Origin of the sequence: uncultured Polaribacter sp. (assembly GCF_947500975.1) — a bacterium.
Lineage (GTDB): Bacteria > Bacteroidota > Bacteroidia > Flavobacteriales > Flavobacteriaceae > Polaribacter.
The window spans coordinates 87,755-109,901 of the sequence record NZ_CANMUE010000008.1; the positions used below are offsets into that span (position 1 = coordinate 87,755).

General features: G+C 29.1%; 19 protein-coding genes. 14 read left to right on the forward strand and 5 right to left on the reverse strand.

The window, feature by feature from the left end; all coding sequences use genetic code 11:
* The first annotated feature begins 39 nt into the window (after positions 1–39).
* From Q0733_RS10135 to Q0733_RS10150, 4 genes are read left to right on the forward strand one after another with little or no spacing between them, the layout of a single operon-like run.
* Positions 40–429 (forward strand): phosphoribosylaminoimidazole carboxylase, encoded by a 390-nt coding sequence (locus Q0733_RS10135; protein WP_298782096.1) that lies wholly within the window; start codon positions 40–42, stop codon positions 427–429.
* A 53-nt stretch (positions 430–482) separates the two neighbouring features.
* The gene (locus Q0733_RS10140; protein WP_298782097.1) at positions 483–1,640 is read left to right on the forward strand and encodes a 5-(carboxyamino)imidazole ribonucleotide synthase; all 1,158 of its coding nucleotides are present in this window, start codon (positions 483–485) and stop codon (positions 1,638–1,640) included.
* 2 nt (positions 1,641–1,642) lie between these two features.
* Complete coding sequence (gene purE, locus Q0733_RS10145; RefSeq protein ID WP_298782098.1) at positions 1,643–2,122, forward strand: 5-(carboxyamino)imidazole ribonucleotide mutase; 480 nt, start codon at positions 1,643–1,645, stop codon at positions 2,120–2,122.
* 48 nt (positions 2,123–2,170) lie between these two features.
* Positions 2,171–4,186 carry a M3 family metallopeptidase gene (locus Q0733_RS10150; RefSeq protein WP_298782099.1) on the forward strand — a complete coding sequence of 672 codons (2,016 nt, stop codon included), beginning with the start codon at positions 2,171–2,173 and terminating at the stop codon, positions 4,184–4,186.
* Positions 4,187–4,241: 55 nt separating this feature from the next.
* Here the strand turns inward: Q0733_RS10150 and Q0733_RS10155 are convergent, their stop codons facing one another.
* Both Q0733_RS10155 and Q0733_RS10160 read right to left on the reverse strand, forming a co-directional pair.
* A complete protein-coding gene (locus Q0733_RS10155) occupies positions 4,242–5,480 on the reverse strand; it encodes a glycosyltransferase (protein ID WP_298782100.1) in 1,239 nt (412 codons plus the stop codon).
* Complete coding sequence (locus Q0733_RS10160; protein ID WP_298782101.1) at positions 5,481–5,954, reverse strand: heme-binding domain-containing protein; 474 nt, start codon at positions 5,952–5,954, stop codon at positions 5,481–5,483.
* A 95-nt stretch (positions 5,955–6,049) separates the two neighbouring features.
* On the opposite strand from Q0733_RS10160, the gene lpdA reads away from it, so the two are divergent.
* The 9 genes from lpdA to Q0733_RS10205 all read left to right on the forward strand — a co-directional run bounded on the left by lpdA (position 6,050) and on the right by Q0733_RS10205 (position 18,033).
* A complete protein-coding gene (gene lpdA, locus Q0733_RS10165; protein ID WP_298782102.1) occupies positions 6,050–7,450 on the forward strand; it encodes a dihydrolipoyl dehydrogenase in 1,401 nt (466 codons plus the stop codon).
* Between the two features lie 79 nt (positions 7,451–7,529).
* Entirely contained in the window at positions 7,530–8,831 is a 1,302-nt protein-coding gene (locus tag Q0733_RS10170; RefSeq protein WP_298782103.1) for an anthranilate synthase component I family protein, read from the forward strand.
* A 19-nt stretch (positions 8,832–8,850) separates the two neighbouring features.
* The gene (locus Q0733_RS10175; protein ID WP_298782104.1) at positions 8,851–9,090 is read left to right on the forward strand and encodes a hypothetical protein; all 240 of its coding nucleotides are present in this window, start codon (positions 8,851–8,853) and stop codon (positions 9,088–9,090) included.
* A complete protein-coding gene (locus Q0733_RS10180; protein WP_298782105.1) occupies positions 9,066–9,908 on the forward strand; it encodes an alpha/beta hydrolase in 843 nt (280 codons plus the stop codon). Before Q0733_RS10175 ends, Q0733_RS10180 begins: the two co-directional genes overlap by 25 nt.
* A gap of 22 nt (positions 9,909–9,930) precedes the next feature.
* On the forward strand, positions 9,931–11,232 hold the full coding sequence (gene tilS / locus Q0733_RS10185) for a tRNA lysidine(34) synthetase TilS (protein WP_298782106.1): 1,302 nt from the start codon (positions 9,931–9,933) through the stop codon (positions 11,230–11,232).
* The gene (locus Q0733_RS10190) at positions 11,232–13,202 is read left to right on the forward strand and encodes a protein-disulfide reductase DsbD (protein ID WP_298782107.1); all 1,971 of its coding nucleotides are present in this window, start codon (positions 11,232–11,234) and stop codon (positions 13,200–13,202) included. Before tilS ends, Q0733_RS10190 begins: the two co-directional genes overlap by 1 nt.
* 49 nt (positions 13,203–13,251) lie before the next feature.
* On the forward strand, positions 13,252–13,623 hold the full coding sequence (locus Q0733_RS10195; protein ID WP_298782108.1) for a hypothetical protein: 372 nt from the start codon (positions 13,252–13,254) through the stop codon (positions 13,621–13,623).
* 174 nt (positions 13,624–13,797) lie between these two features.
* On the forward strand, positions 13,798–16,377 hold the full coding sequence (locus Q0733_RS10200) for a phosphoenolpyruvate carboxylase (protein WP_298782109.1): 2,580 nt from the start codon (positions 13,798–13,800) through the stop codon (positions 16,375–16,377).
* 120 nt (positions 16,378–16,497) lie between these two features.
* Positions 16,498–18,033 (forward strand): YifB family Mg chelatase-like AAA ATPase, encoded by a 1,536-nt coding sequence (locus Q0733_RS10205; RefSeq protein WP_298782110.1) that lies wholly within the window; start codon positions 16,498–16,500, stop codon positions 18,031–18,033.
* Here the strand turns inward: Q0733_RS10205 and Q0733_RS10210 are convergent.
* The 3 genes from Q0733_RS10210 to ahcY form a co-directional block, all read right to left on the reverse strand.
* Positions 18,030–19,460, reverse strand: coding sequence for a DASS family sodium-coupled anion symporter (locus Q0733_RS10210; RefSeq protein WP_298782111.1), 1,431 nt, complete (start codon positions 19,458–19,460; stop codon positions 18,030–18,032). The genes Q0733_RS10205 and Q0733_RS10210 overlap by 4 nt on opposite strands.
* Positions 19,461–19,474: 14 nt before the next feature.
* A complete protein-coding gene (locus tag Q0733_RS10215) occupies positions 19,475–19,939 on the reverse strand; it encodes a thioredoxin family protein (protein WP_298782112.1) in 465 nt (154 codons plus the stop codon).
* 169 nt (positions 19,940–20,108) lie between these two features.
* A complete protein-coding gene (gene ahcY / locus Q0733_RS10220; protein ID WP_298782113.1) occupies positions 20,109–21,422 on the reverse strand; it encodes an adenosylhomocysteinase in 1,314 nt (437 codons plus the stop codon).
* A gap of 62 nt (positions 21,423–21,484) precedes the next feature.
* On the opposite strand from ahcY, the gene Q0733_RS10225 reads away from it, so the two are divergent.
* Entirely contained in the window at positions 21,485–22,111 is a 627-nt protein-coding gene (locus tag Q0733_RS10225) for a 4'-phosphopantetheinyl transferase superfamily protein (protein WP_298782114.1), read from the forward strand.
* Positions 22,112–22,147: the final 36 nt, after the last annotated feature.

Sequence of the window (22,147 nt, forward strand, 5' to 3'; positions counted from 1 at the left end):
CTGTTTTATATGATATTTAAGAAAATAACCTTTTTTTTTATGTTAATTTCTCTTTTGAGCTGCTCAGATAATAGCGCACTACAAAATTGTATTCAAACTTTACCAATAAATATTGCTACAGATTTAAACAATCCTGAATTGATAAACGCACAAACCCCTGGAGGTTCTGCTAACATTTCTGGTGGTAATAAAGGTATTTTATTATTTAATAAAAACGGAACTGATTTTGTAGCCTTTGATAAACTTTGCCCTAATGATGCTTGTACTACTCCAATGACCTTTGAAAACAGATTATTAAAATGTTCTTGTGATCAAAGCACCTATAGTGTAGATTTTGGGGGAGCCCCTCAAACCGATGGTTTTATATGCCCGGCAATTGAGTATAGAGTTACAAAAACTGGAACTACAATTCGAATCAGCAATTTTTAATAGTTTCTTAAGCTAGAGTTGATTATTTTTGTCGAAACACAACAATATTAAACGTGAAAAATTATTTCTCTTCTGATTTTAAATTAGGTATTTTAGGTGGTGGTCAACTAGGTAGAATGCTTCTAACAGAAACTCAAAAATTTGATATCCATACATCTATTTTAGATTCCAATAAAAATGCACCATGTGCAGAAATTTGCAACCATTTTGAAATTGGAGATTTACTAGATTTTGATGCAGTTTATAACTTTGGTAAAACTGTAGATGTATTAACTATTGAAATAGAAAATGTAAATATTGATGCTTTAGATAAACTAGAATCTGAAGGATTAACAATCTATCCAAAACCAAAGAATTTAAGAGTAATACAAAGTAAAGCAAGTCAAAAAAACTTTTATTTTGATCATAAAATACCAACTGCTCCTTTTTCTCATTTTGCCTATTTAGAAGAGTTAGTTCTTTGTTTAGAAAGTGAAATTATTAATTTTCCATTTGTTTGGAAAGCTGCACGTTTTGGGTATGACGGTAATGGAGTTAAAATTGTTAGAAATTTTTCTGATTTAGACACACTACCAAATGTTGAATGTATTACGGAACAATTAATTCCTTTTAAAAATGAATTAGCCGTAATTGTTGCCAGAAATACTGATGGAGAAACAAAAACATATCCTGTTGTTGAAATGGAGTTTCATCCAGAAGCCAACCAAGTAGAATATGTAATTTGCCCCGCAAGAATTGGTGAAAGTGTTGCCAAAAAAGCCCAAAAAGTTGCTTTAAAAGTAGTTGAAAAACTAGATTTTGTTGGTTTATTAGCGGTTGAAATGTTTCAAACAGAAACCAATGAAATTTTGGTAAATGAAGTTGCTCCAAGACCGCATAATTCTGGTCATTACTCTATTGAAGCAAGTTATATCAACCAGTTTGAACAACATTTACGATCTATTTTAAACCTTCCTTTAGGAAATACGGAAAGTAAAGTTGCCGGAATTATGGTAAACTTAGTAGGTGAAGAAGGTTTTTCTGGCGATGTAGTTTATCAAAATATAAATAATATTTTAAAAATTGATGGAGTAACACCTCATATTTATGGTAAAAAAGAAACACGTCCGTTTAGAAAAATGGGGCATGTAACCATTGTAAATAAAGATATTGACACTGCAAGAAAGATTGCACAAAAAGTAAAAGAAACAATTAGAGTAATTAGTAAGTAATTATGGTAGGAATAATAATGGGAAGTGATTCTGATCTTCCAATAATGCAAGAAGCAATAGATATTTTAGAAAGTTTTGATATTCAAATTGAAGTAGATATTGTGTCTGCTCATAGAACTCCAGAAAAATTAGTAAACTATTCTAAAAATGCACATCTAAGAGGAATAAAAGTAATAATTGCAGGCGCTGGAGGTGCAGCTCATTTACCAGGAATGGTAGCAAGTATGAGTCCTTTACCAATAATTGGTGTACCTGTAAAAAGTAGAAATTCTATTGATGGTTGGGATTCTGTATTGTCTATTTTACAAATGCCTGGTGGTGTTCCTGTTGCAACTGTAGCTTTAGATGGTGCAAAAAACGCAGGTATTTTAGCTGCCCAAATTATTGGCGCTTCTGATAAATGCGTTTTAGACAAAATTATTGCTTACAAAGAAGGATTGAAATTAAAGGTTGAAAAAGCTTCTGAACGTGTAAGAAAATAACATTTTTTACAATTACACTTTTCAACAATTAAACAAATATACATTTTGATGAATCCACTTTTACAAGATTTTAATACAGCTCCTTTTTCTAAAATTTCTAATGAGAATTACAAACCTGCTATCAAAAAAGGTATTGAAATTGCCAAAGCAGAAATTGATGAAATCACAAATAATTCTGAATCTCCAACTTTTAAAAACACAACGGTTGCTTTAGATTTTACCGGAGAAAAACTAAATAGAATCACCAGTATTTTCTTCAATTTAAACTCAGCAGAAACTAATGATGAGATTCAAAAAATAGCGCAAGAAGTTTCTCCTTTGTTAAGTGAGTTTTCAAATGATATTAGGTTAAATAAGGCTTTATTTAAAAGAGTAAAATCGGTTTTTGATGATAAAGAAAATCTAGATTTAACTAAAGAGCAAAACATGTTGTTAGAAAAACAATATAAAGGTTTTGCTAGAAATGGCGCTAATTTAAATGAAGATGATAAATTAAAACTTAGAGAAATTGACGCTCAACTTTCTAAACTTTCATTAAAATTTGGAGAAAATGTTTTAGCTGAAACCAATGCTTTTGAAATGCATTTAACGAATGAAGAAGATCTTTCTGGATTACCAGAAAGTGTAAAAGAAGCGGCAAAAGAAGTTGCAAAATCAAAAGAAAAAGATGGTTATATTTTTACTTTAGATTACCCAAGCTACATTCCGTTTTTAACGTATGCAGATAATAGAGAATTAAGAAAAAAAATGGCAATTGCTGCTGGTAAAAAAGCATTTCAAAATAATGAATTTAATAATGAGAAAATTGTTTTAGAGATTGTAAACTTACGTCAACAAAGAGCAAATTTATTAGGTTATAAAACACATGCTCATTTTGTTTTGGAAGAAAGAATGGCAGAAACGCCAGAAAATGTAATTGAGTTTTCTAATAATTTATTACAAAAAGCAAAACCAGCTGCAAAAAAAGAATTTGAAAATTTAGAAAATTACGCTAAAAAATTAGACAATATAGATCAACTTCAAAAATGGGATGGCTCTTATTATTCTGAGAAACTAAAGAAAGAATTATTCGATTTAGATCAAGAAATTTTAAAACCATATTTTAAATTAGAAAATGTTATTGATGGTGTTTTCGAAATTGCAAATCGTTTGTTCGATTTAAATTTTGAAGAAGTTTCTAATATAGAAAAATACCATGAAGATGTAAAAACATACAATGTTACTGATAATCAAGGCAACTTTATTTCTGTTTTTTATGCAGATTTTCATCCTAGAAAAGGAAAACGCAATGGTGCTTGGATGACTAGCTACAAATCACAACAAATTAAAAACGGAATTAACGAAAGACCACACGTTTCTATCGTTTGTAATTTTACAAAACCAACCGAAACAAAACCTTCGTTATTAACTTTTAATGAAGTTACAACGTTGTTTCATGAGTTTGGACATGCGTTACACGGTATGTTAGCAAACACCACTTATAATAGTTTATCAGGCACTTCTGTTTCTTGGGATTTTGTGGAGTTACCAAGTCAGGTTTTTGAAAACTGGTGTTATGAAAAAGAAGCTTTAGAGTTGTTTGCAAAGCATTATGAAACTGGTGAAATTATTCCAATGAAATATATTGAAAAGATAAAAGAATCTGCTAGTTTTCATGAAGGTATGCAAACTTTACGTCAACTAAGTTTTGGTTTATTAGACATGAGTTGGCATTCGCAAGACTCATCAAAAATAAAATCTGTAAAAGAATTTGAAAATGTTGCTTTTTCCGATACAAAATTATATCCTGATGTTGCAGAAAATTGTATGAGTACTGCTTTTTCTCATATTTTTCAAGGAGGATATTCTGCTGGATATTATTCATATAAATGGGCAGAAGTTTTAGATGCAGATGCTTTTGAATATTTCTTAGAAAAAGGAATTTTTAATAAAGAAGTAGCTACTAAATTTAAAGAAAATGTATTGTCTAAAGGCGGAACAGAAAAACCTATGGAATTATACAAACGTTTTAGAGGGCAAGAACCAAAACCTGATGCTTTATTAAAAAGAGCAGGATTATTATAGTAAACAACAGCAGTTTTCAGTAAATACTTTACTGAAAACTGCTATTGCAAACTGTTTATTTATTTTTCTCTTCAATCCATTTGCTCATATATTTTGTAGCTTGTAATGTTTGATGTTGTAATAAATTACCTAAAAAATTTTGAGTCCTATGTTCCTCTAAATTTAGTTGAAGTTCTTTAATTCCATTTATAAAAACCGGACTTAAATTCTCTTTATCATAAATTTGGTTGATAATTTCAATTCCTTTTTTTTGAGATGATTCCCATAATTTTTCATCAGAATATAATTGAACTGCTTTTTTAGAAAATTCATTAAAATCATTTTCTACAAAACCATTCCAAAGTAAATTATGGTGCATCCCTTCTGCTCCAATTTCGGTAGTTACACTTGGTGTTCCGCAAGTCATAGCTTCAGTCAATTTACCTTTTATTCCTGCACCAAATCGTAAAGGCGCTAAAACTACTCTAGCGTTTTTAACAACTTCTTCCGCATTTCCTGCAAAACCTTTTATAATAAAACCATCTTTTTTATTATGTAGTTCTTTAATTTGTTGTGTTACATAGGCTCCATAAACATGAAGTTCTGAATTAGGAATTAATTTTCTGATATTACTCCAAATTTCTTTTTTTAGAGTGATAACAGCATCAACATTTGGTTTATGAAAAAAATTACCAATAAACACGAAGTGGTTTCTTTCAGAAAAAGGTTTCCAATTTTTAGTTTGATTTTTATCAATTTTATATAATAAAAAAGGCAAATAATACAAGATTTTTCCATCAATCTTAAAAACAGATTTTAGCAAATTCATTTCAAAAGTAGAAATAATCAAACTCAAATCACATCTTAAAATAGATGCTATTTCACGTTTTGTTTCATCAGATTTTAATAAAGCATTGTTTGTAAACTCTTCTCCTTTTTTTAATTGTTGATATCTTACTTTTCGTAAAAAATGTAAATCTTCAGTATCTAAAATTCGTAAAGCTTTAGGGCAATTTTCTGCAACTCTCCAACCAAATTGCTCTTCAATCATAAAACGATCAAAAACAACAATTTTTGGGTTTAATTTTTTTACAAAATCATCAAAAGAAATATTATTTAATTCAATAAAAACTTCATGAACACCTATTGTTGATAAATCAAGTGCCTTTTGATTTTTTGTTGCAGAAGATGCAAAAGTAACTTTCCAATTTTGTTTTAAATAAAGCTCAATTAACTGCAACATTCTAGAGCCTGCAGCAGATGAATTTGGCTCAACCCAAACAGTACCAATAATTAAAACAGTATTTTCTACCAACTATTTAGCATTCATTTGTTGCTTATAATCTGCTTGCACTTTTTTTCCCCAAGTAACAATAGCATCAATTTGTTCTTGCGTTAAATTAGCTTCACTATGAGTCCAAGTATAAGAGTTTAAAGGCATTTCTCCTTTTTCTACTTCCTCATACAATTCATCCATTTTATGTTCTTTTCTTTTTAATGAATACTCATTCCATTTAGAAAAGTTTAAGTGTTTTTTTCCGTCTTTTACATGACTGTCTAACCAATAATTTATAGGTGTAATATTATTATACCAAGGATATTTGGTAACATTACTATGACAATCGAAACAACTTTCTGTTAAAATTTTACGGACTTCTGTTGGCGGATTTGTTTCAGCAATAAAAGCATCTATAGAAGTTATACTTCCTTCATTCTTATCTGGTCCAAAAAATTGCGAAATCAGTAATAAAATAAGTATAAAAAGTAATGTTTTTTTAAGAATCTTCATGATATAAATTTTAGATTTTAAATATAGTAAAATTAACCAATTCTCTTACTCTTATCTAAAAATATATGTACTTTTGTATCTAAAATTACAAAGTAATGACATACGATATTATTGTTATTGGTTCTGGACCTGGAGGATATATAGCTGCAGTTAGAGCCTCTCAATTAGGAAAAAAAGTAGCAATTATTGAAAAATATTCTACTTTAGGTGGTACTTGTTTAAATGTGGGATGTATTCCGTCTAAGGCATTATTAGACTCTTCTCATCATTATTATGATGCTGTACATCATTTTGAAGAGCATGGAATTTCAGTTGAAAAACCTACTTTCGATTTTGGTAAAATGGTTGATAGAAAAGCCAAAGTTGTAGAAACTACCACTGGTGGAATTAAGTATTTAATGGACAAAAACAAAATTGATGTTTTTGAAGGATTAGGTTCTTTTGTTGATGCAACTCATATAAATATTGCAAAAAATGATGGTACTTCTGAAGTAATTGAAGGAACAAACATAATTATTGCAACTGGCTCAAAACCATCTACATTACCTTTTATCACTCTTGATAAAGAACGTGTAATTACTTCTACTGAAGCTTTAAAATTAAAAGAAGTACCAAAACATTTATTAGTAATTGGTGGTGGTGTTATTGGTTTAGAATTAGGTTCTGTATATAAACGTTTAGGTGCAAATGTTACTGTTATTGAATATGCAGCAAAAATTACACCAACTATGGATGCCGATGTTTCTAAAGAACTACAAAAAGTTTTAAAGAAACAAGGGATTAAATTTGCTGTTAGTCATGGAGTTACTTCTGTAGAAAGAAATGGTGATGAAATAATTGTAAAAGCAAACAATAAAAAAGGAGAAGAAGTTACTTTTACTGGTGATTATTGTTTAGTTGCAGTTGGTCGTCATGCATACACAGCCGGATTAGGTTTAGAAAATGCAGGTGTAAAAGTTACAGAAAGAGGACAAATTGATGTTAATGATCATTTACAAACTAATATTTCTAATATCTACGCAATTGGTGATGTTGTTAAAGGAGCAATGTTAGCACACAAAGCTGAAGAAGAAGGTGTTGTTGTTGCAGAATATTTAGCTGGCGAAAAACCACATATAGATTATAATTTAATTCCTGGTATTATTTATACTTGGCCTGAAGTTGCCGCAGTTGGTAAAACTGAGCAAGAATTAAAAGATGCAAATGTAGATTATAAGGCTGGTAAGTTTTCTATGCGTGCTTTAGGAAGATCTAGAGCAAGTGGAGATATTGACGGATTTGTAAAAGTATTAGCAGATAAAAATACAGATGAAATTTTAGGAGTTCATATGGTTGGTGCGCGTGTAGCAGATTTAATCATGGAAGCTGCTGTTGCTATGGAATATAGAGCTTCTGCAGAAGATTTAGCCAGAATTTGCCATGGTCATCCAACATACTCTGAGGCCGTTAAAGAAGCTGCAAAAGCTGCTTGGGACGGAAAACCTTTAAATGCATAAAATTTATACATAATATAAAAAAACCTCACTATTTGTGAGGTTTTTTTGTTCTCAAAACTTTCGAGTATTTTTACACCATATGCAAAGAACAAATCGTACTTTTTCTGTTGATGATATTCAAGAATTTAAAACACAGCTTTTGTCTTGGTCTCAACAATTTGATACTGCTCTTTGGCTAGATTCTAATAACTATAAACAAAAATATTCTAGTTTTAATTGTGCTTTAGCTATTGAAGAATTTACATCAATTAAAACTGATTATTATAATGCTTTTGACAAGTTAAAAGAATATCAAACCATAACTAAAGACTATATTTTTGGGTATATTTCTTACGATGTTAAAAATAATGTAGAACAACTTTCTTCTAACAATTATGATAATTTAGACTTTGCTGATTTATATTTTTTTCAACCACAAAAATTGATCTTTATCAATGGTAATGAAATTGAATTTTGTTATTTAAAAATGGTAGATGATGAAATAGAAAATGACTTCGAAGAAATTTCTAAAAACAAAAATCTAAAAACGCAAAAATCTAATTCTGATATCAAAATAAAACTCAGAATTCATAAAGATGAATACCACTATAAAGTAAACAAAGTTTTAGATCATATTAAAAGAGGTGACATTTACGAAGCCAATTTTTGCCAAGAATTTTATGCAGAAAATGCTACTATAAATCCTTTAGAAGTTTACAATCACTTAAATGAAATTTCTGAGCCTCCATTTGCAGTTTTTTTTAAAATGGAACATCAATATGTATTATCTGCTTCACCAGAAAGATATATTAAAAAAGAAGGCGCAAAAATAGTTTCTCAACCTATAAAAGGTACCGCAAAACGTTTACGAAGTAAAATTGACGATGATAAAATTGCATCAGATTTAATGAGAGATGAAAAAGAGCGTTCAGAAAATGTTATGATTGTTGATTTAGTTAGAAATGATTTATCAAAAACTGCTAAAATAGGAACTGTAAAAGTAGAAGAATTGTGCAAAGTATATTCATTTAAACAAGTGCATCAACTAATATCTACAGTTGTATCTGAAGTTGAAGAATATACACATCCAATAGATATTTTACAAAGTACTTTTCCAATGGGAAGTATGACAGGAGCTCCAAAAGTTTCTGCAATGAAAATTATAGAAAACTTAGAAGAAACCAAACGTGGCTTGTATTCTGGCACTGTTGGTTATATTACACCAGAAGGTAATTTCGACTTTAATGTTGTTATCAGAAGTATTTTATATAATGAAGAAAAAAAATACATTTCTTATTCTGTTGGTGGTGCAATTACAGCAAAATCAATTCCTGAAAAAGAATATGAAGAATGCTTATTAAAAGCAAAAGCCATGAAATATGTATTGCTAAACTCGAAATAGATTTTTTTATATTTACAATATGATAATTGATCAAGAAGAAAAGTTTAAGTTAGTATTTGAAAATTTAAAAGAAAGGCCAAATGAAATAAATATGTTTGCTAAGTTTTTAGATATGTTTCCTTCTGAATGGAAACAACTAAAAATAAATTTCTCTAAATTTAATAGAAGTAAACAATTTGGCAGAACAATACCATTACCAAAACCAGAACAATCTTTAAAAAAAGAGATTAGAATTTGGCTAAAAAAACAACAATTATGACACATGATGAGTTTAATTTCAACATTTACAAAACCAAATTTTTTGGTCAATTTTGGAAAGCAAAAGAAACAAAAGCCGTTGTTGTATTAGTTCACGGAATGGGAGAACATTCCACCCGATATGTTCATGTTGCACAAAAATTAACAAAAAACAATTTTTCTGTTGTTGCTTTTGATCATTTTGGACATGGCAAAACCTTAGGTAAACGTGGTCATAATCCAAATTTTGGAGCAGTTTTAGAAAGCGTATCAAAAACTATTGAAAAAGCAAAAGAATTATTTCCAAACAAACCTGTTTTTCTTTATGGGCACTCAATGGGTGGTAACACAGTTATTAATTATAGTATTAGAAAAAAACATAATTTAAAAGGTATAATTGCAACAAGTCCGTTTTTAAAATTAGCATTTGAACCACCAAAAATTAAGTTAGCTGTTGGCAAATTGCTACAAAAAATAGCACCTTCAATAACAATCGGAAATGGATTAAATGCCAATGACATTTCTAGAGATAAAATAGAAATTGACAAATATATTGATGACCCTTTAATACATAATAAAATTAGCCCTAATTTTTCTTTAACTTTTATTGACACTGGTAAATGGGCAATTAGAAACGCTAATAAATTACAAACAAACATGTATTTATTACATGGTACGGATGATAAAATTACTGATTATAAAGGAACACAAGAATTTACAAATAATTCAGAAAAAGCAACTTTAAAATTATTTAATGGCGGCTACCATGAATTGCATAATGATTTATGTAAAGAAGAAATGCTACAAGATATTATAAACTGGTTAAATTCTCAGTTATAAATTACTTACTTTTGAGGCAGAAATGCTGCAAAAATTTAAAAAACATATCAATAATAATTTCTCTTATTTAAGAGATAAAAAGCTATTAATTGCTATTTCTGGAGGTTTAGATTCGGTTGTTTTACAACATCTTCTTTCCCAATTAAATTTCGATATTTCTTTAGCACATTGTAACTTTAAATTAAGAGGAAAAGAAAGTGATTTAGATGAAGAATTCATTAAAAAAATATCTAAAAAATATTCTAATCAAATTTTTACAATAAATTTTGATACAAATAAATTTTCCCAAAAAAACAAACTATCAACACAAATTGCTGCACGACAATTAAGATATAATTGGTTTCAAGAACTTATAGAAAAACACAATTTTAATTATGTTTTAACCGCACATCATGCAGATGATAATTTAGAAACCTTTCTTATCAATTTAACAAGAGGAACTGGTTTAGACGGATTTACTGGAATTCCTGAAAAAAATGGAAATATTATTCGTCCGCTTTTACCTTTTTCTAGGGAAGAAATTTTTGAATATGCTAACGAGCATAAAATTGAATGGCGAGAAGATGCAAGTAACGCATCTACAAAATATATCAGAAATAAAATTAGACATCAGATTGTACCTATTTTAAAAGAAATTAACCCCACTTTATTAAACACCTTTTCTAATACTATTGATAATTTGCAAGAGAGTAAACAAATTATTGAAGATAAAATTGAAGATGTAAAATCTAAAACTATCACTTCAGAAAACAGTATTATAAAAATAGATATTGATAAAATCAATCAATTATCAAAACCAAAAGCATATTTATTTCAGCTCTTAAAAGTATACAATTTTACTGAGTGGAATGATGTTTATAATTTACTTTCTGCTCAATCTGGCAAACAAGTTTTTTCAGAAAATTACAGGTTATTAAAAGACAGAGGTTTTTTATTATTGTCTAAAAAAAAACCGACTTCTTCTAAAGAATTATCGTTTCAAATTGATAAAAATCAAACTCAAATCTCAAATCCAATTTCTTTGGTTTTTGAAGAAGTTCAGCAAAAATCATCAGAAAACAAACAAACTATTTACGTTGATAAAGATTTGTTAAAGTATCCTTTAAAGATAAGGAAATGGCAAAATGGTGACTATCTTTATCCCCAAGGAATGCAAGGAAAAAAAAAATTAAGTAAATATTTTAAAGATGAAAAATTTTCACTTTTAGAAAAAGAAAATACTTGGCTACTTTGCAATACTGATAATGAAATTATTTGGGTGATAAATCATAGACAAGACAACCGTTTTATCAAAAAAAACAATTTAAAAATAACCACAACGTAATGAATAAATTTATCTTTTTAATAGCTTTTATACTCTGTTCATTTTTTAGTTTTTCGCAAACTGAAAATGATCCAATAAAAATAACAACTTCTGTTAAAAAAATATCTGATACTGAGTTTGATATTGCTTTTCATGCAAAACTTTACAAAGGTTGGTATTTATACTCACAATACAACCCTGAAGATGCTTCTTTACCACTAGAAATTTCATTACAAAAAGATGAAATTGGTTATAAATTAATGGGTAAAGCCACTGAAAAAGAAACTTTTAAAAAATATTCTGAAATTTGGAGAAAAGAAGAAATTGTTTTTAAAGATAAAGCAGTAATTACACAAAGAATACAATTAACAAATAAAGATCTCTCTCAAATAAAACTTAATTTCTTTGGACAAGTTTGTGAAACTGCTTGTATAAATATTGATGAAGATTTTACAATTTCATTAGTTGGTAAAACAATTGAAGAAGTTATATCTATTGATGAAAAAAGCAAAAACCTAACTAATAAATTAAAATTAGATTTAAAAAATACATCTCTTTTAAATAATACCTCAGATTCAAACTCTGAAAAATCAAATGGATTATTTAGTATATTTTTATTAGGTTTTGTAGGTGGTTTGTTAGCCTTGTTAACTCCTTGTGTTTTTCCTATGATTCCTTTAACAGTTTCGTTTTTCACAAAACAATCTCAAAATAAAAACAAAGGTATTTTTAATGCCGTTTTGTATGGAATTTTTATCGTATTTATATATATTTTATTAAGTCTTCCTTTTCATTTTTTAGATAATTTAGATCCAGAAATTTTAAATACAATCTCTACCAATATCTATTTAAATATTTTCTTTTTTGTGGTTTTGGTCTTTTTTGCGTTTTCATTCTTTGGCTTTTACGAAATAACTTTACCAAGTTCTTGGGGAAACAAAATGGATTCCGCTTCTTCAGTTGGCGGAATTATTGGAATTTTCTTTATGGCTTTAACCTTAGCAATTGTTTCATTTTCTTGTACTGGTCCTATTTTAGGATCATTATTGGCAGGTTCATTAACTTCTGATGGTGGAGCAACACAATTAACAGCAGGAATGACTGGTTTTGGTTTAGCACTAGCATTACCTTTTGCTTTATTCGCGTTATTTCCTAGTTGGTTAAATTCGTTACCAAAATCTGGTGGCTGGTTAAACACAACCAAAGTTGTTTTAGGGTTTTTAGAATTAGCTTTGGCTTTTAAATTTTTATCAAATGCAGATTTAGTTGCGCATTGGGGTATATTAAAACGTGAAGTTTTTATAGGAATTTGGATTGTAATTTTTATAGGATTAGCATTATATCTATTTGCTAAAATTAAGTTTCCACACGATTCTCCTATCAAAAAACTATCGTTTTCTAGAATTTCATTTGGGGTTTTAATTATTGCTTTTATCATTTATATTGCTCCTGGAGTTTTAAAAACACCAACATGGAATTTAAGTTTACTAAGTGGTTTTCCACCTCCCCAATTTTATAGTGTTTATGAAACCGAAAACAATTGTCCTTTAGGGTTAGATTGTTATAAAGATTTTGATGAAGGTTTAGCAGCAGCCAAAAAAACCAACAAACCCATTTTATTAGATTTTACAGGCTGGGCATGTGTAAATTGCAGAAAAATGGAAGAAAATGTTTGGAGTGAACAAGACATTTATCAAACGTTAAAAGAGGACTATATTTTAATTTCTTTATATGTGGATGATAATGAAAAGAAGTTGCCAAAAGAACTACAATTCGATTTTTTAAAGCCAAATGGAAAAGTGAAAAAAATTGAAACTTATGGAGATAAATGGGCTACATTTCAGGTGATAAATTTTAAAAACGCATCACAACCCTATTATGTTTTATTAAGTCCTGAGTTAGAAATTTTAAACAATACTCAACAATATACAGATAGAGACACCTATTATAGTTGGTTAAAAGAAGGTTTATTAAAATTTAAAGAAAACTAATTTGGTATAAATCTTGATGCTTATTCTAAGAACCAAAACTTACAAAATTATGAAAACTAAATACCTTTTTCTTTTTACTGTTTTTATTTTTAGTATTTCTTTAAACGCACAAAAACAAGATAAAAAAGAAACAACAAAACCAACAAGTATTTATACTTTTTCTAAATTATCGGTTGATAAAAATGGTTTTTCAGCACTTAATAAAAGGTTAAATTTAAGTAACTATACTTTTGTTTTTTCAGATCCATTTAATCAAAGTTTAAATCAATTTTCTGAAGATTTTCAATACTTTGGAAAACACCCTTTGGCTTTCAATTACGATTATAAAAGATCTTTGGATAGAAATTTATCAAAAATTTTAGTGCTACAAAACGATCCAACACATTGGAATATACATTGTCAAAATCCTAATTTAAACTAAAAAAAACGTTTAATATTCAGTAAAAATAATTCTGTTCGATAGAAATTAAACATTTATAAAAAAAATATCAAAATTTATATCGTTTTCGCAATTTTTTAATTGATTATTCGTAATTCTCTAGGTATTTTACTTTTAGTTTTTTGTAATTTCACGAATTATAAAATTCGTAGAGTTATGTCTGGATTACCCAAATTAGCAAGATTTAATAATAATGTGCTTTCTAAATATCAAATTTACAATAGCATATTTATGACACTTCCTTTTGACACCATCAATAATACTGGTGTTATGTTACCTTTATTTCATAAAATATGTGAAAATGGGTTTAAAGAAGGAAAAAATCCAACAGAAATTGTTGAAACTTTTTTCAAAAAATATCATGAAAACCCTACAGAAAAAGAAAAAACAGATTTACTTTTCCTATTTATACAATATATAGAACGCCAAGTAGTTTTATTTGATGCTGTAGAAGATGCTGCTTTTTCTAGCGTAAATAATATGGATGGAATTGGTACGCTTAGAAATTCTAAAGAAGCTGCCATTATTGGAAATAAAAAAGAAGAACTTAAAGCTTATTTAGAAGAATTTAAAGTAAGAATAGTGTTAACAGCTCATCCTACTCAATTTTACCCAGGTTCAGTTTTAGGAATTATTACTGATTTAGACAAGGCGATACAAAATGATGACTTATTATTAATAAAAAAATTATTAGCACAACTAGGAAAAACGCCTTTTTATAACAAGAAAAAGCCAACACCTTTTGATGAAGCTGTAAGTTTAGTTTGGTATTTAGAAAATGTTTTTTATCATTCTATACCAAAAATTTACAATTACATTCAACATAATGTTTATGATGGAAAACCTATAGATAATGAGATTATTGATCTTGGTTTTTGGCCTGGAGGAGATAGAGATGGAAACCCTTTTGTAACTACAGAAATTACTTTAAATGTAGCTGAAAGATTGCGTCAATCAATCCTTAGAAATTATTACAGAGATGTAAGAAGATTAAAAAGACGTTTTACTTTTGATGGTGTTCAAGAAATTTTAGGAAATCTAGAAAAAAGACTTTATAAACACGTTATTAGAAGTTATGCTAAAGTTAATTTTTCGCAAAAACTTTTATTACAAGAATTATATGCTGCTAGAGAAATAATTGAAACAAAACATCAATCTTTATTTATTGAGGAATTAAATGACTTTATTAATAAAGTAAGAATTTTTGGTTTCCATTTTGCAACATTAGATATTAGACAAGACAGTAGAGTTCATCATAATGCATTTACACAAATTGTAAATGATTTAATAGCAATTGGTGACACTACTTTTCCTAAAAATTATCAACATTTATCTGAAAAAGAGCAAATAGATATACTTTCTGTAACCAAAGGTAGTATTGACCCAAGTATTTTATCAGATGAAATGTCTGTTAAAACTATTGAGTCTATTTATGCACTAAAAACCATACAACAGAGAAATGGAGAAAGAGGTGCAAATCGTTATATAATTAGCAACAATCAAACGGCATTAAATGTAATGCAAACTTTTGCAATGTTAAATTTATGTGGTTTTGAAAACGAATTACCAGTAGATGTAATTCCTCTTTTTGAAACAGTAGAAGATTTAATAAACGCAGAAGATGTAATGCGTACTTTATACACCAATAAGACTTACCGTTACCACTTAACTAAAAGAAAAAACAAGCAAACAATTATGTTAGGTTTTTCTGATGGAACAAAAGACGGTGGGTATTTAATGGCAAATTGGGGAATTTTTAAAGCTAAAGAAGCATTAACAAAAGTTTCTAGAGAATTTGATATTGAAGTAATTTTCTTTGACGGACGTGGTGGACCACCTGCAAGAGGAGGTGGAAAAACACATCAATTTTATGCTTCATTAGGGCCAACTATTGAAGATAAAGAAATACAGTTAACAATACAGGGTCAAACAATTAGTTCTAATTTTGGAACTTTAGACTCTTCACAATACAATTTAGAACAATTAATAAGCTCTGGTATTAAAAACGAAATGTTTACCAAAGATCAATTAAATGATGAGCATAGAAAACTTATAGATGACTTAGCTACAACTAGTTATAAAACTTATGTAGATTTTAAAAATCATCCACAATTTTTACCGTATTTAGAAAAAATGAGTACGTTAAAATACTATGCAAAAACCAATATTGGAAGTAGACCAAGTAAACGATCTAATTCTGATACTTTAGATTTTTCACAATTAAGAGCAATCCCTTTTGTAGGAAGTTGGAGTCAGTTAAAACAAAATGTTCCAGGATTTTTTGGAGTAGGAACTGCACTTAAAAAATATGAAGACGCTGGTAAATTTGATCAAATTGTTGAGTTTTATAACGCATCAGATTTCTTTAAAACATTACTAGAAAACAGTATGATGAGTTTAACAAAATCTTTCTTTGGCTTAACAGCTTATATGGCTGATGATCCTGTTTATGGAGAATTTTGGAAAATTATTTTTGAAGAATACAAAACAACAAAAAGATTATTACTTAAACTAGCAGGACATACTGAACTAATGGAAAATTATCCTGAAGGAAAAGCTTCTATTGAAATTAGAGAAAGTATTGTTTTACCGTTATTAACTATTCAACAATTTGCCTTAAAACAAATTCAAGAATTACAAAAAAATAATGGAAGTACTGCAGAGATTGAAACTTATGAAAATATGGTAATGCGTTCTTTATTTGGAAATATTAATGCGAGTAGAAACTCAGCTTAAATAATGTTTCTTAAAAAATAGAAATAACATCTATTTATTAAAATTTTAATAAAAAATGCGAGCTAAATATTTTGCTCGCATTTTTTTATTGATTAAGATTCTTTATCTTTAAAGAAAAAAATGCTAGTAAAAGTCTACGGCTCAGCCGTTTTTGGTATTGAAGCTACCACAATTACTGTAGAAGTAAATATAGATAAAGGAATCGGGTATCATTTAGTTGGTTTACCAGATAACGCTGTTAGAGAGAGTTCCTATAGAATTTCTGCAGCGCTAAACAATAACTCTTTCAAACTTCCTGGAAAGAAAATCATCATTAATATGGCACCTGCAGATATTAGAAAAGAAGGTGCTGCTTATGATTTAACTTTAGCTATAGGAATATTAGCAGCATCTAATCAAATAAAATCTGAACATATTAATAAATATTTAATTATGGGTGAGCTTTCTTTAGACGGAAGTTTGCAACCTATAAGAGGCGCATTGCCAATTGCAATAAAAGCAAGAGAAGAAGGTTTTAAATATTTAATTTTACCTAAAGGAAACGCTAAAGAAGCTGCAATTGTAGATAATCTTGAAATTCTTGGAGTAGAAAATATATTAGAAGTTATTAATCATTTTAATGGTGATAAAATAATTGAACCTACAGTTGTAGATACAAGGGCAGAATTTTATAAAAACATCGATTTTCCTGAATTTGATTTTTCTGATGTAAAAGGACAAGAATCTATAAAACGTTGTATGGAAATTGCTGCTGCTGGTGGGCATAATATTATTTTAATTGGTCCTCCAGGATCAGGAAAAACAATGTTGGCAAAAAGATTACCTTCTATTTTACCTCCAATGACTTTACACGAAGCATTAGAAACTACAAAAATTCATTCTGTAGTTGGTAAAACTAAAAACGAAGGGTTGCTATATCAACGTCCTTTTAGAAGCCCACATCATACAATATCTAATGTTGCACTTGTAGGTGGAGGTCAATATCCAAGACCAGGAGAAATTTCTTTATCACATAATGGCGTTTTATTTTTAGACGAATTACCCGAGTTTAAACGTGATGTTTTAGAAGTAATGCGTCAACCTTTAGAAGACAGAGAAGTTACTATTTCTAGAGCAAAATTTACAGTTACGTATCCAAGTAGTTTTATGTTGGTAGCAAGTATGAATCCAAGTCCAAGTGGTTTTTTTAATGATCCAAATAGTCCAATGACCTCTTCTCCGCAAGAAATGCAACGCTATTTAAGTAAGATTTCGGGTCCTTTGTTAGACAGAATCGATATTCATATTGAGGTTACACCTGTTCCTTTTGAAAAATTATCCGAAGAAAGAAAAGGAGAATCTTCTGTAGAAATTAGAAAACGGGTAACTGCTGCTAGAGAAATTCAATCAGAGCGTTTTAAAGAGTTTGAAAACGTGCATTATAATGCTCAAATGAATGTAAAGCAGATTCGAGAATTCTGTAAATTATCCAAAGAAAGTTTAACATTATTAAAAACTGCTATGGAAAAATTAAACCTTTCAGCTAGAGCCTATGACCGGATTTTGAAAGTATCTAGAACCATTGCCGATTTAGCAAATTCTACTAACATTTCTCCAGATCATATTGCAGAAGCTATTCAATATAGAAGCTTAGATAGAGATGGTTGGTTGGGTTAAAAAAACAACGGAATTACAAACTGATAATACAAAATTAACAAACCAACTGCAATTAGATTCAATACAATTCCTGCTCTTACCATTTGATTCACTTTCACATAACCACTAGCAAAGACAATTGCATTGGGTGGAGTTGCCATTGGCAACATAAATGCACAACTAGATGCCATTGTAACAGGAATTAATAAATTTAAAATAGGAATATCTAAACCGATAGCTATACCCGCAACAACAGGTGCTAAAACAGCAACTAAAGCAACATTACTCATCAATTCTGTCATAAATAACATTAGGACAATTAATAAAGAAACTGTAAATAATATATTGAAGTTTCCTGCCGAAATTATATCTGTTATCAAAGAAACCAATCCACTTGAAGCCATTCCTTTTGCCAATGCTAAACCTCCTCCAAAAAGGATTAAAATTCCCCAAGCTAATTTTTCTGTGTCTTTCCATTGAAGGATAAAACTGTCTTTTTTGAAATTCATAGGAATTGCAAATAAAGAAACAGCTCCAATTAAACTAATAACAGTATCAGTTAATTTTAAACCTGGAAATAGTTTGTTAATTATGGTTCTTGTAATCCAAAGAGAAACGGTGATTGCAAAAATAGTTAACACTCTTTTTTCTTCTCTTGAAATTTTACCAAGTTTTTGTAATTCTTCATTAATAATATTTGTTGAAGATGTAAACAAAATATCTTTACAAGGAAAAAACCATTTTACCAATACAAAATAAACTGCTAATAACATTATGATTGAAAAAGGCAAGCCAAAACTCATCCAAGTTAAAAATGATATTTGAATATTATATTGATTTTCTAACAACCCAATTAAAACTGAGTTTGGTGGTGTTCCAATAACAGTTGCAATTCCTCCGGCATTTGCAGAAAACGCAATTCCTAACATAATTGCCAATGCAAAGTTTTTATCTGCTTTTGTAAAACCATCTTCGTCTTTTATTAGCAACCTAATTACAGATATTGCAATTGGTAACATAACAACTGTAGATGCTGTATTGCTAATCCACATACTCATAAAAGCAGTAGCTATCATAAAACCTAAAATAACTTTATTGGGTGTTGTACCTGTAAGTTTTACAATGGTTAATGCTATTCTTTTATGAAGATTTACTTTCTCTAAAGCCAAAGCCAACACAAAACCTCCAAAGAATAAAAAGATAATTGGACTTCCATAATTAGCACCAACATCTGCAATTGGCATCACTTTTAAAAGTGGAAATAATATTAATGGCAACAAAGCTGTAACCGAAATATTTACAGTTTCTGTAATCCACCAAATTACCATCCAAATAGCAACTGCAATAACTGAATCTGCTTTTTCTGAAACTAATATGATTGGCAAAAATTGAATCAAGAAAAATAAAATTGGCCCTAGTAGTAATCCTATTTTTTTGGTTGATTGCATTTTTAATTTTTATCCTATTTTTTTACAGGCGCCCATTTTGTAAAAAACTCCATCACTTTTTCGGTACTGTGTCCTTTTCCTTCTTCAAGTTTACCACTATCTTGAGTATGCACTACTTTACCTTCTTCGTCTAAAATTACAAATACTGGGAATCCATATTTATCTGGACTTCCTAATTCTTTAAAAATATCTTTATTTTCTCGAGAATAATTTAAGTGAACAGAAACATAATTTTCATCCAAAGCTTTCTTTAATATTGGAGTTGCTTTCACTTTATCATCAAATAAAATACACCAACCACACCAATTTCCACCTGCTTGAATCATTACATACTTTCCTTCTGATTTAGCTTTCTTTACAGCATTTGCAATATCTGCCTTAGCATCTGCTTCTGAATTGTAGGGTTTTACTTTTTCCTCTTGAGCATTCATTTTAGCTATTGAAAAGCATATGATGAATACTAAAATTATTTTCTTCATAATTTCTGTAATTTTTAAGCTAAAATACTTCAATTAACTGTTACAAAAAAACTCGCAACTTTAGATAAACTTTTTACACTTAATTTATATAAGTGTGTTCATTAGTTGCGAGTTTTTACAATTAAATATTATAATTGATGAAATGTTAAAACTAATTCAACATAACTTTTTAATATCTATAATGCTCAGGTTTATAAGGGCCATCTACAGTTACACCAATATAAGATGCTTGATCTTCACGTAATTCTGTAAGCTCCACTCCTATTTTTGCTAAGTGTAATTTTGCTACTTTTTCATCTAAATGTTTTGGTAACATATACACTTCATTTTTATAAGCATCGGCATTTGTCCAAAGTTCGATTTGAGCCAAAGTTTGGTTTGTAAATGAGTTAGACATTACAAAACTTGGATGACCTGTTGCACAACCTAAGTTTACCAAACGACCTTCTGCAAGAATAATAATATCTTTTCCGTTGATGTTGTATTTATCAACCTGTGGCTTGATGGTATCTTTTGTATTACCATGGTTTTTATTTAACCAAGCCATATCAATTTCGTTATCAAAATGTCCAATATTACAAACAATTACCTTGTCTTTCATTGCCTCAAAATGACGACCTTGAATAATATCTTTGTTTCCTGTTGTAGTGATAATAATATCAGAATTACCAACAACAGTTTCTAATTTTTTAACTTCAAAACCGTCCATTGCCGCTTGTAAAGCACAAATTGGATCTATTTCTGTAACAGTAACAATAGAACCTGCTCCTTTAAAAGAAGCCGCTGTTCCTTTACCAACATCTCCATAACCACAAACCGTTACACGTTTACCAGCCAACATAATATCTGTTGCTCTACGAATTGCATCTACTGCAGATTCTTTACAACCATACTTATTATCAAACTTAGATTTTGTAACAGAATCGTTTACGTTAATTGCTGGCATTGGTAAAGTTCCGTTTTTAACACGCTCGTATAATCTATGAACACCAGTTGTTGTTTCTTCAGATAAACCATTAATTCCTGCAGCTAGTTCTGGATATTTATCCAAAACCATATTTGTTAAATCTCCACCATCATCTAAAATCATATTTAATGGTTGCTTGTCTTCACCAAAAAATAAGGTTTGTTCTATACACCAGTCAAACTCTTCCTCTGTCATATCTTTCCAAGCATACACAGCAGTTCCAGCAGCAGCAATTGCAGCAGCAGCCTGATCTTGTGTAGAAAAAATATTACAAGAACTCCAAGTAACTTCAGCTCCTAAAGCTTGTAAAGTTTCAATTAAAACAGCTGTTTGGATCGTCATGTGTAAACAACCTGCAATTCTTGCACCTTTTAATGGCTGAGAATCACCATATTCTTCTCTCAAAGACATTAAGCCTGGCATTTCTGCTTCTGCTAAATTAATTTCTTTTCTACCCCAAGCGGCCAAAGAAATATCTTTAACTTTGTTTGGTACGTAAGCTGTTTTTGTGCTCATATTATGTATATTTATATTCAATATTTTAGAAGTGCAAATTTACGACATAGAAATTAAATAGTATGCCTCTTTACAAAAGTTTAACGGTTCATAAAAACACCAAGGTTTTAATTTGGAAAATTGAACAACCTTTGGCTGTTTTATTAGAAGGAATTGAATTAACAGAAACCAGCAGAATACGTTTAAACAACATGAAATCTGAACTACATAAAAAGGGTTTTTTAAGCATTAGACATTTATTAAAAATAGCAAATTATACGGATGCTGATATTATTTATGATGAGTTTGGAAAACCACATTTAAAGGATGGTAAATTTATATCTATTACTCATTCTTTTAATTTTACAGGTATTATTATTTCTGATGAATTTTCTGTTGGAATCGACATTGAAAAACAACGTGAAAAGATTTTAAAAATCGCACCTAAGTTTACACAAATTGAAGAATACAAAACAATAGCAAATGTAGATGCTTTAATTAGTAAACTTACAATTGTTTGGGGGGCAAAAGAGAGTTTATATAAAATTTATGGGAAGAAAAAATTGCTTTTTTTACATCATATATATGTAGATGATTTTAAATTTGATGATAAAAAAACTACTGGTGAAATCCGTTTTAATGGTAAAGAAACTACTTATAATATCGAATTTTTAGAATTTGAAGGTTTTACTTGTGTGTATGCTTATTAAATAAATTACTGAATTCTGTTCTAGAATTATATATTC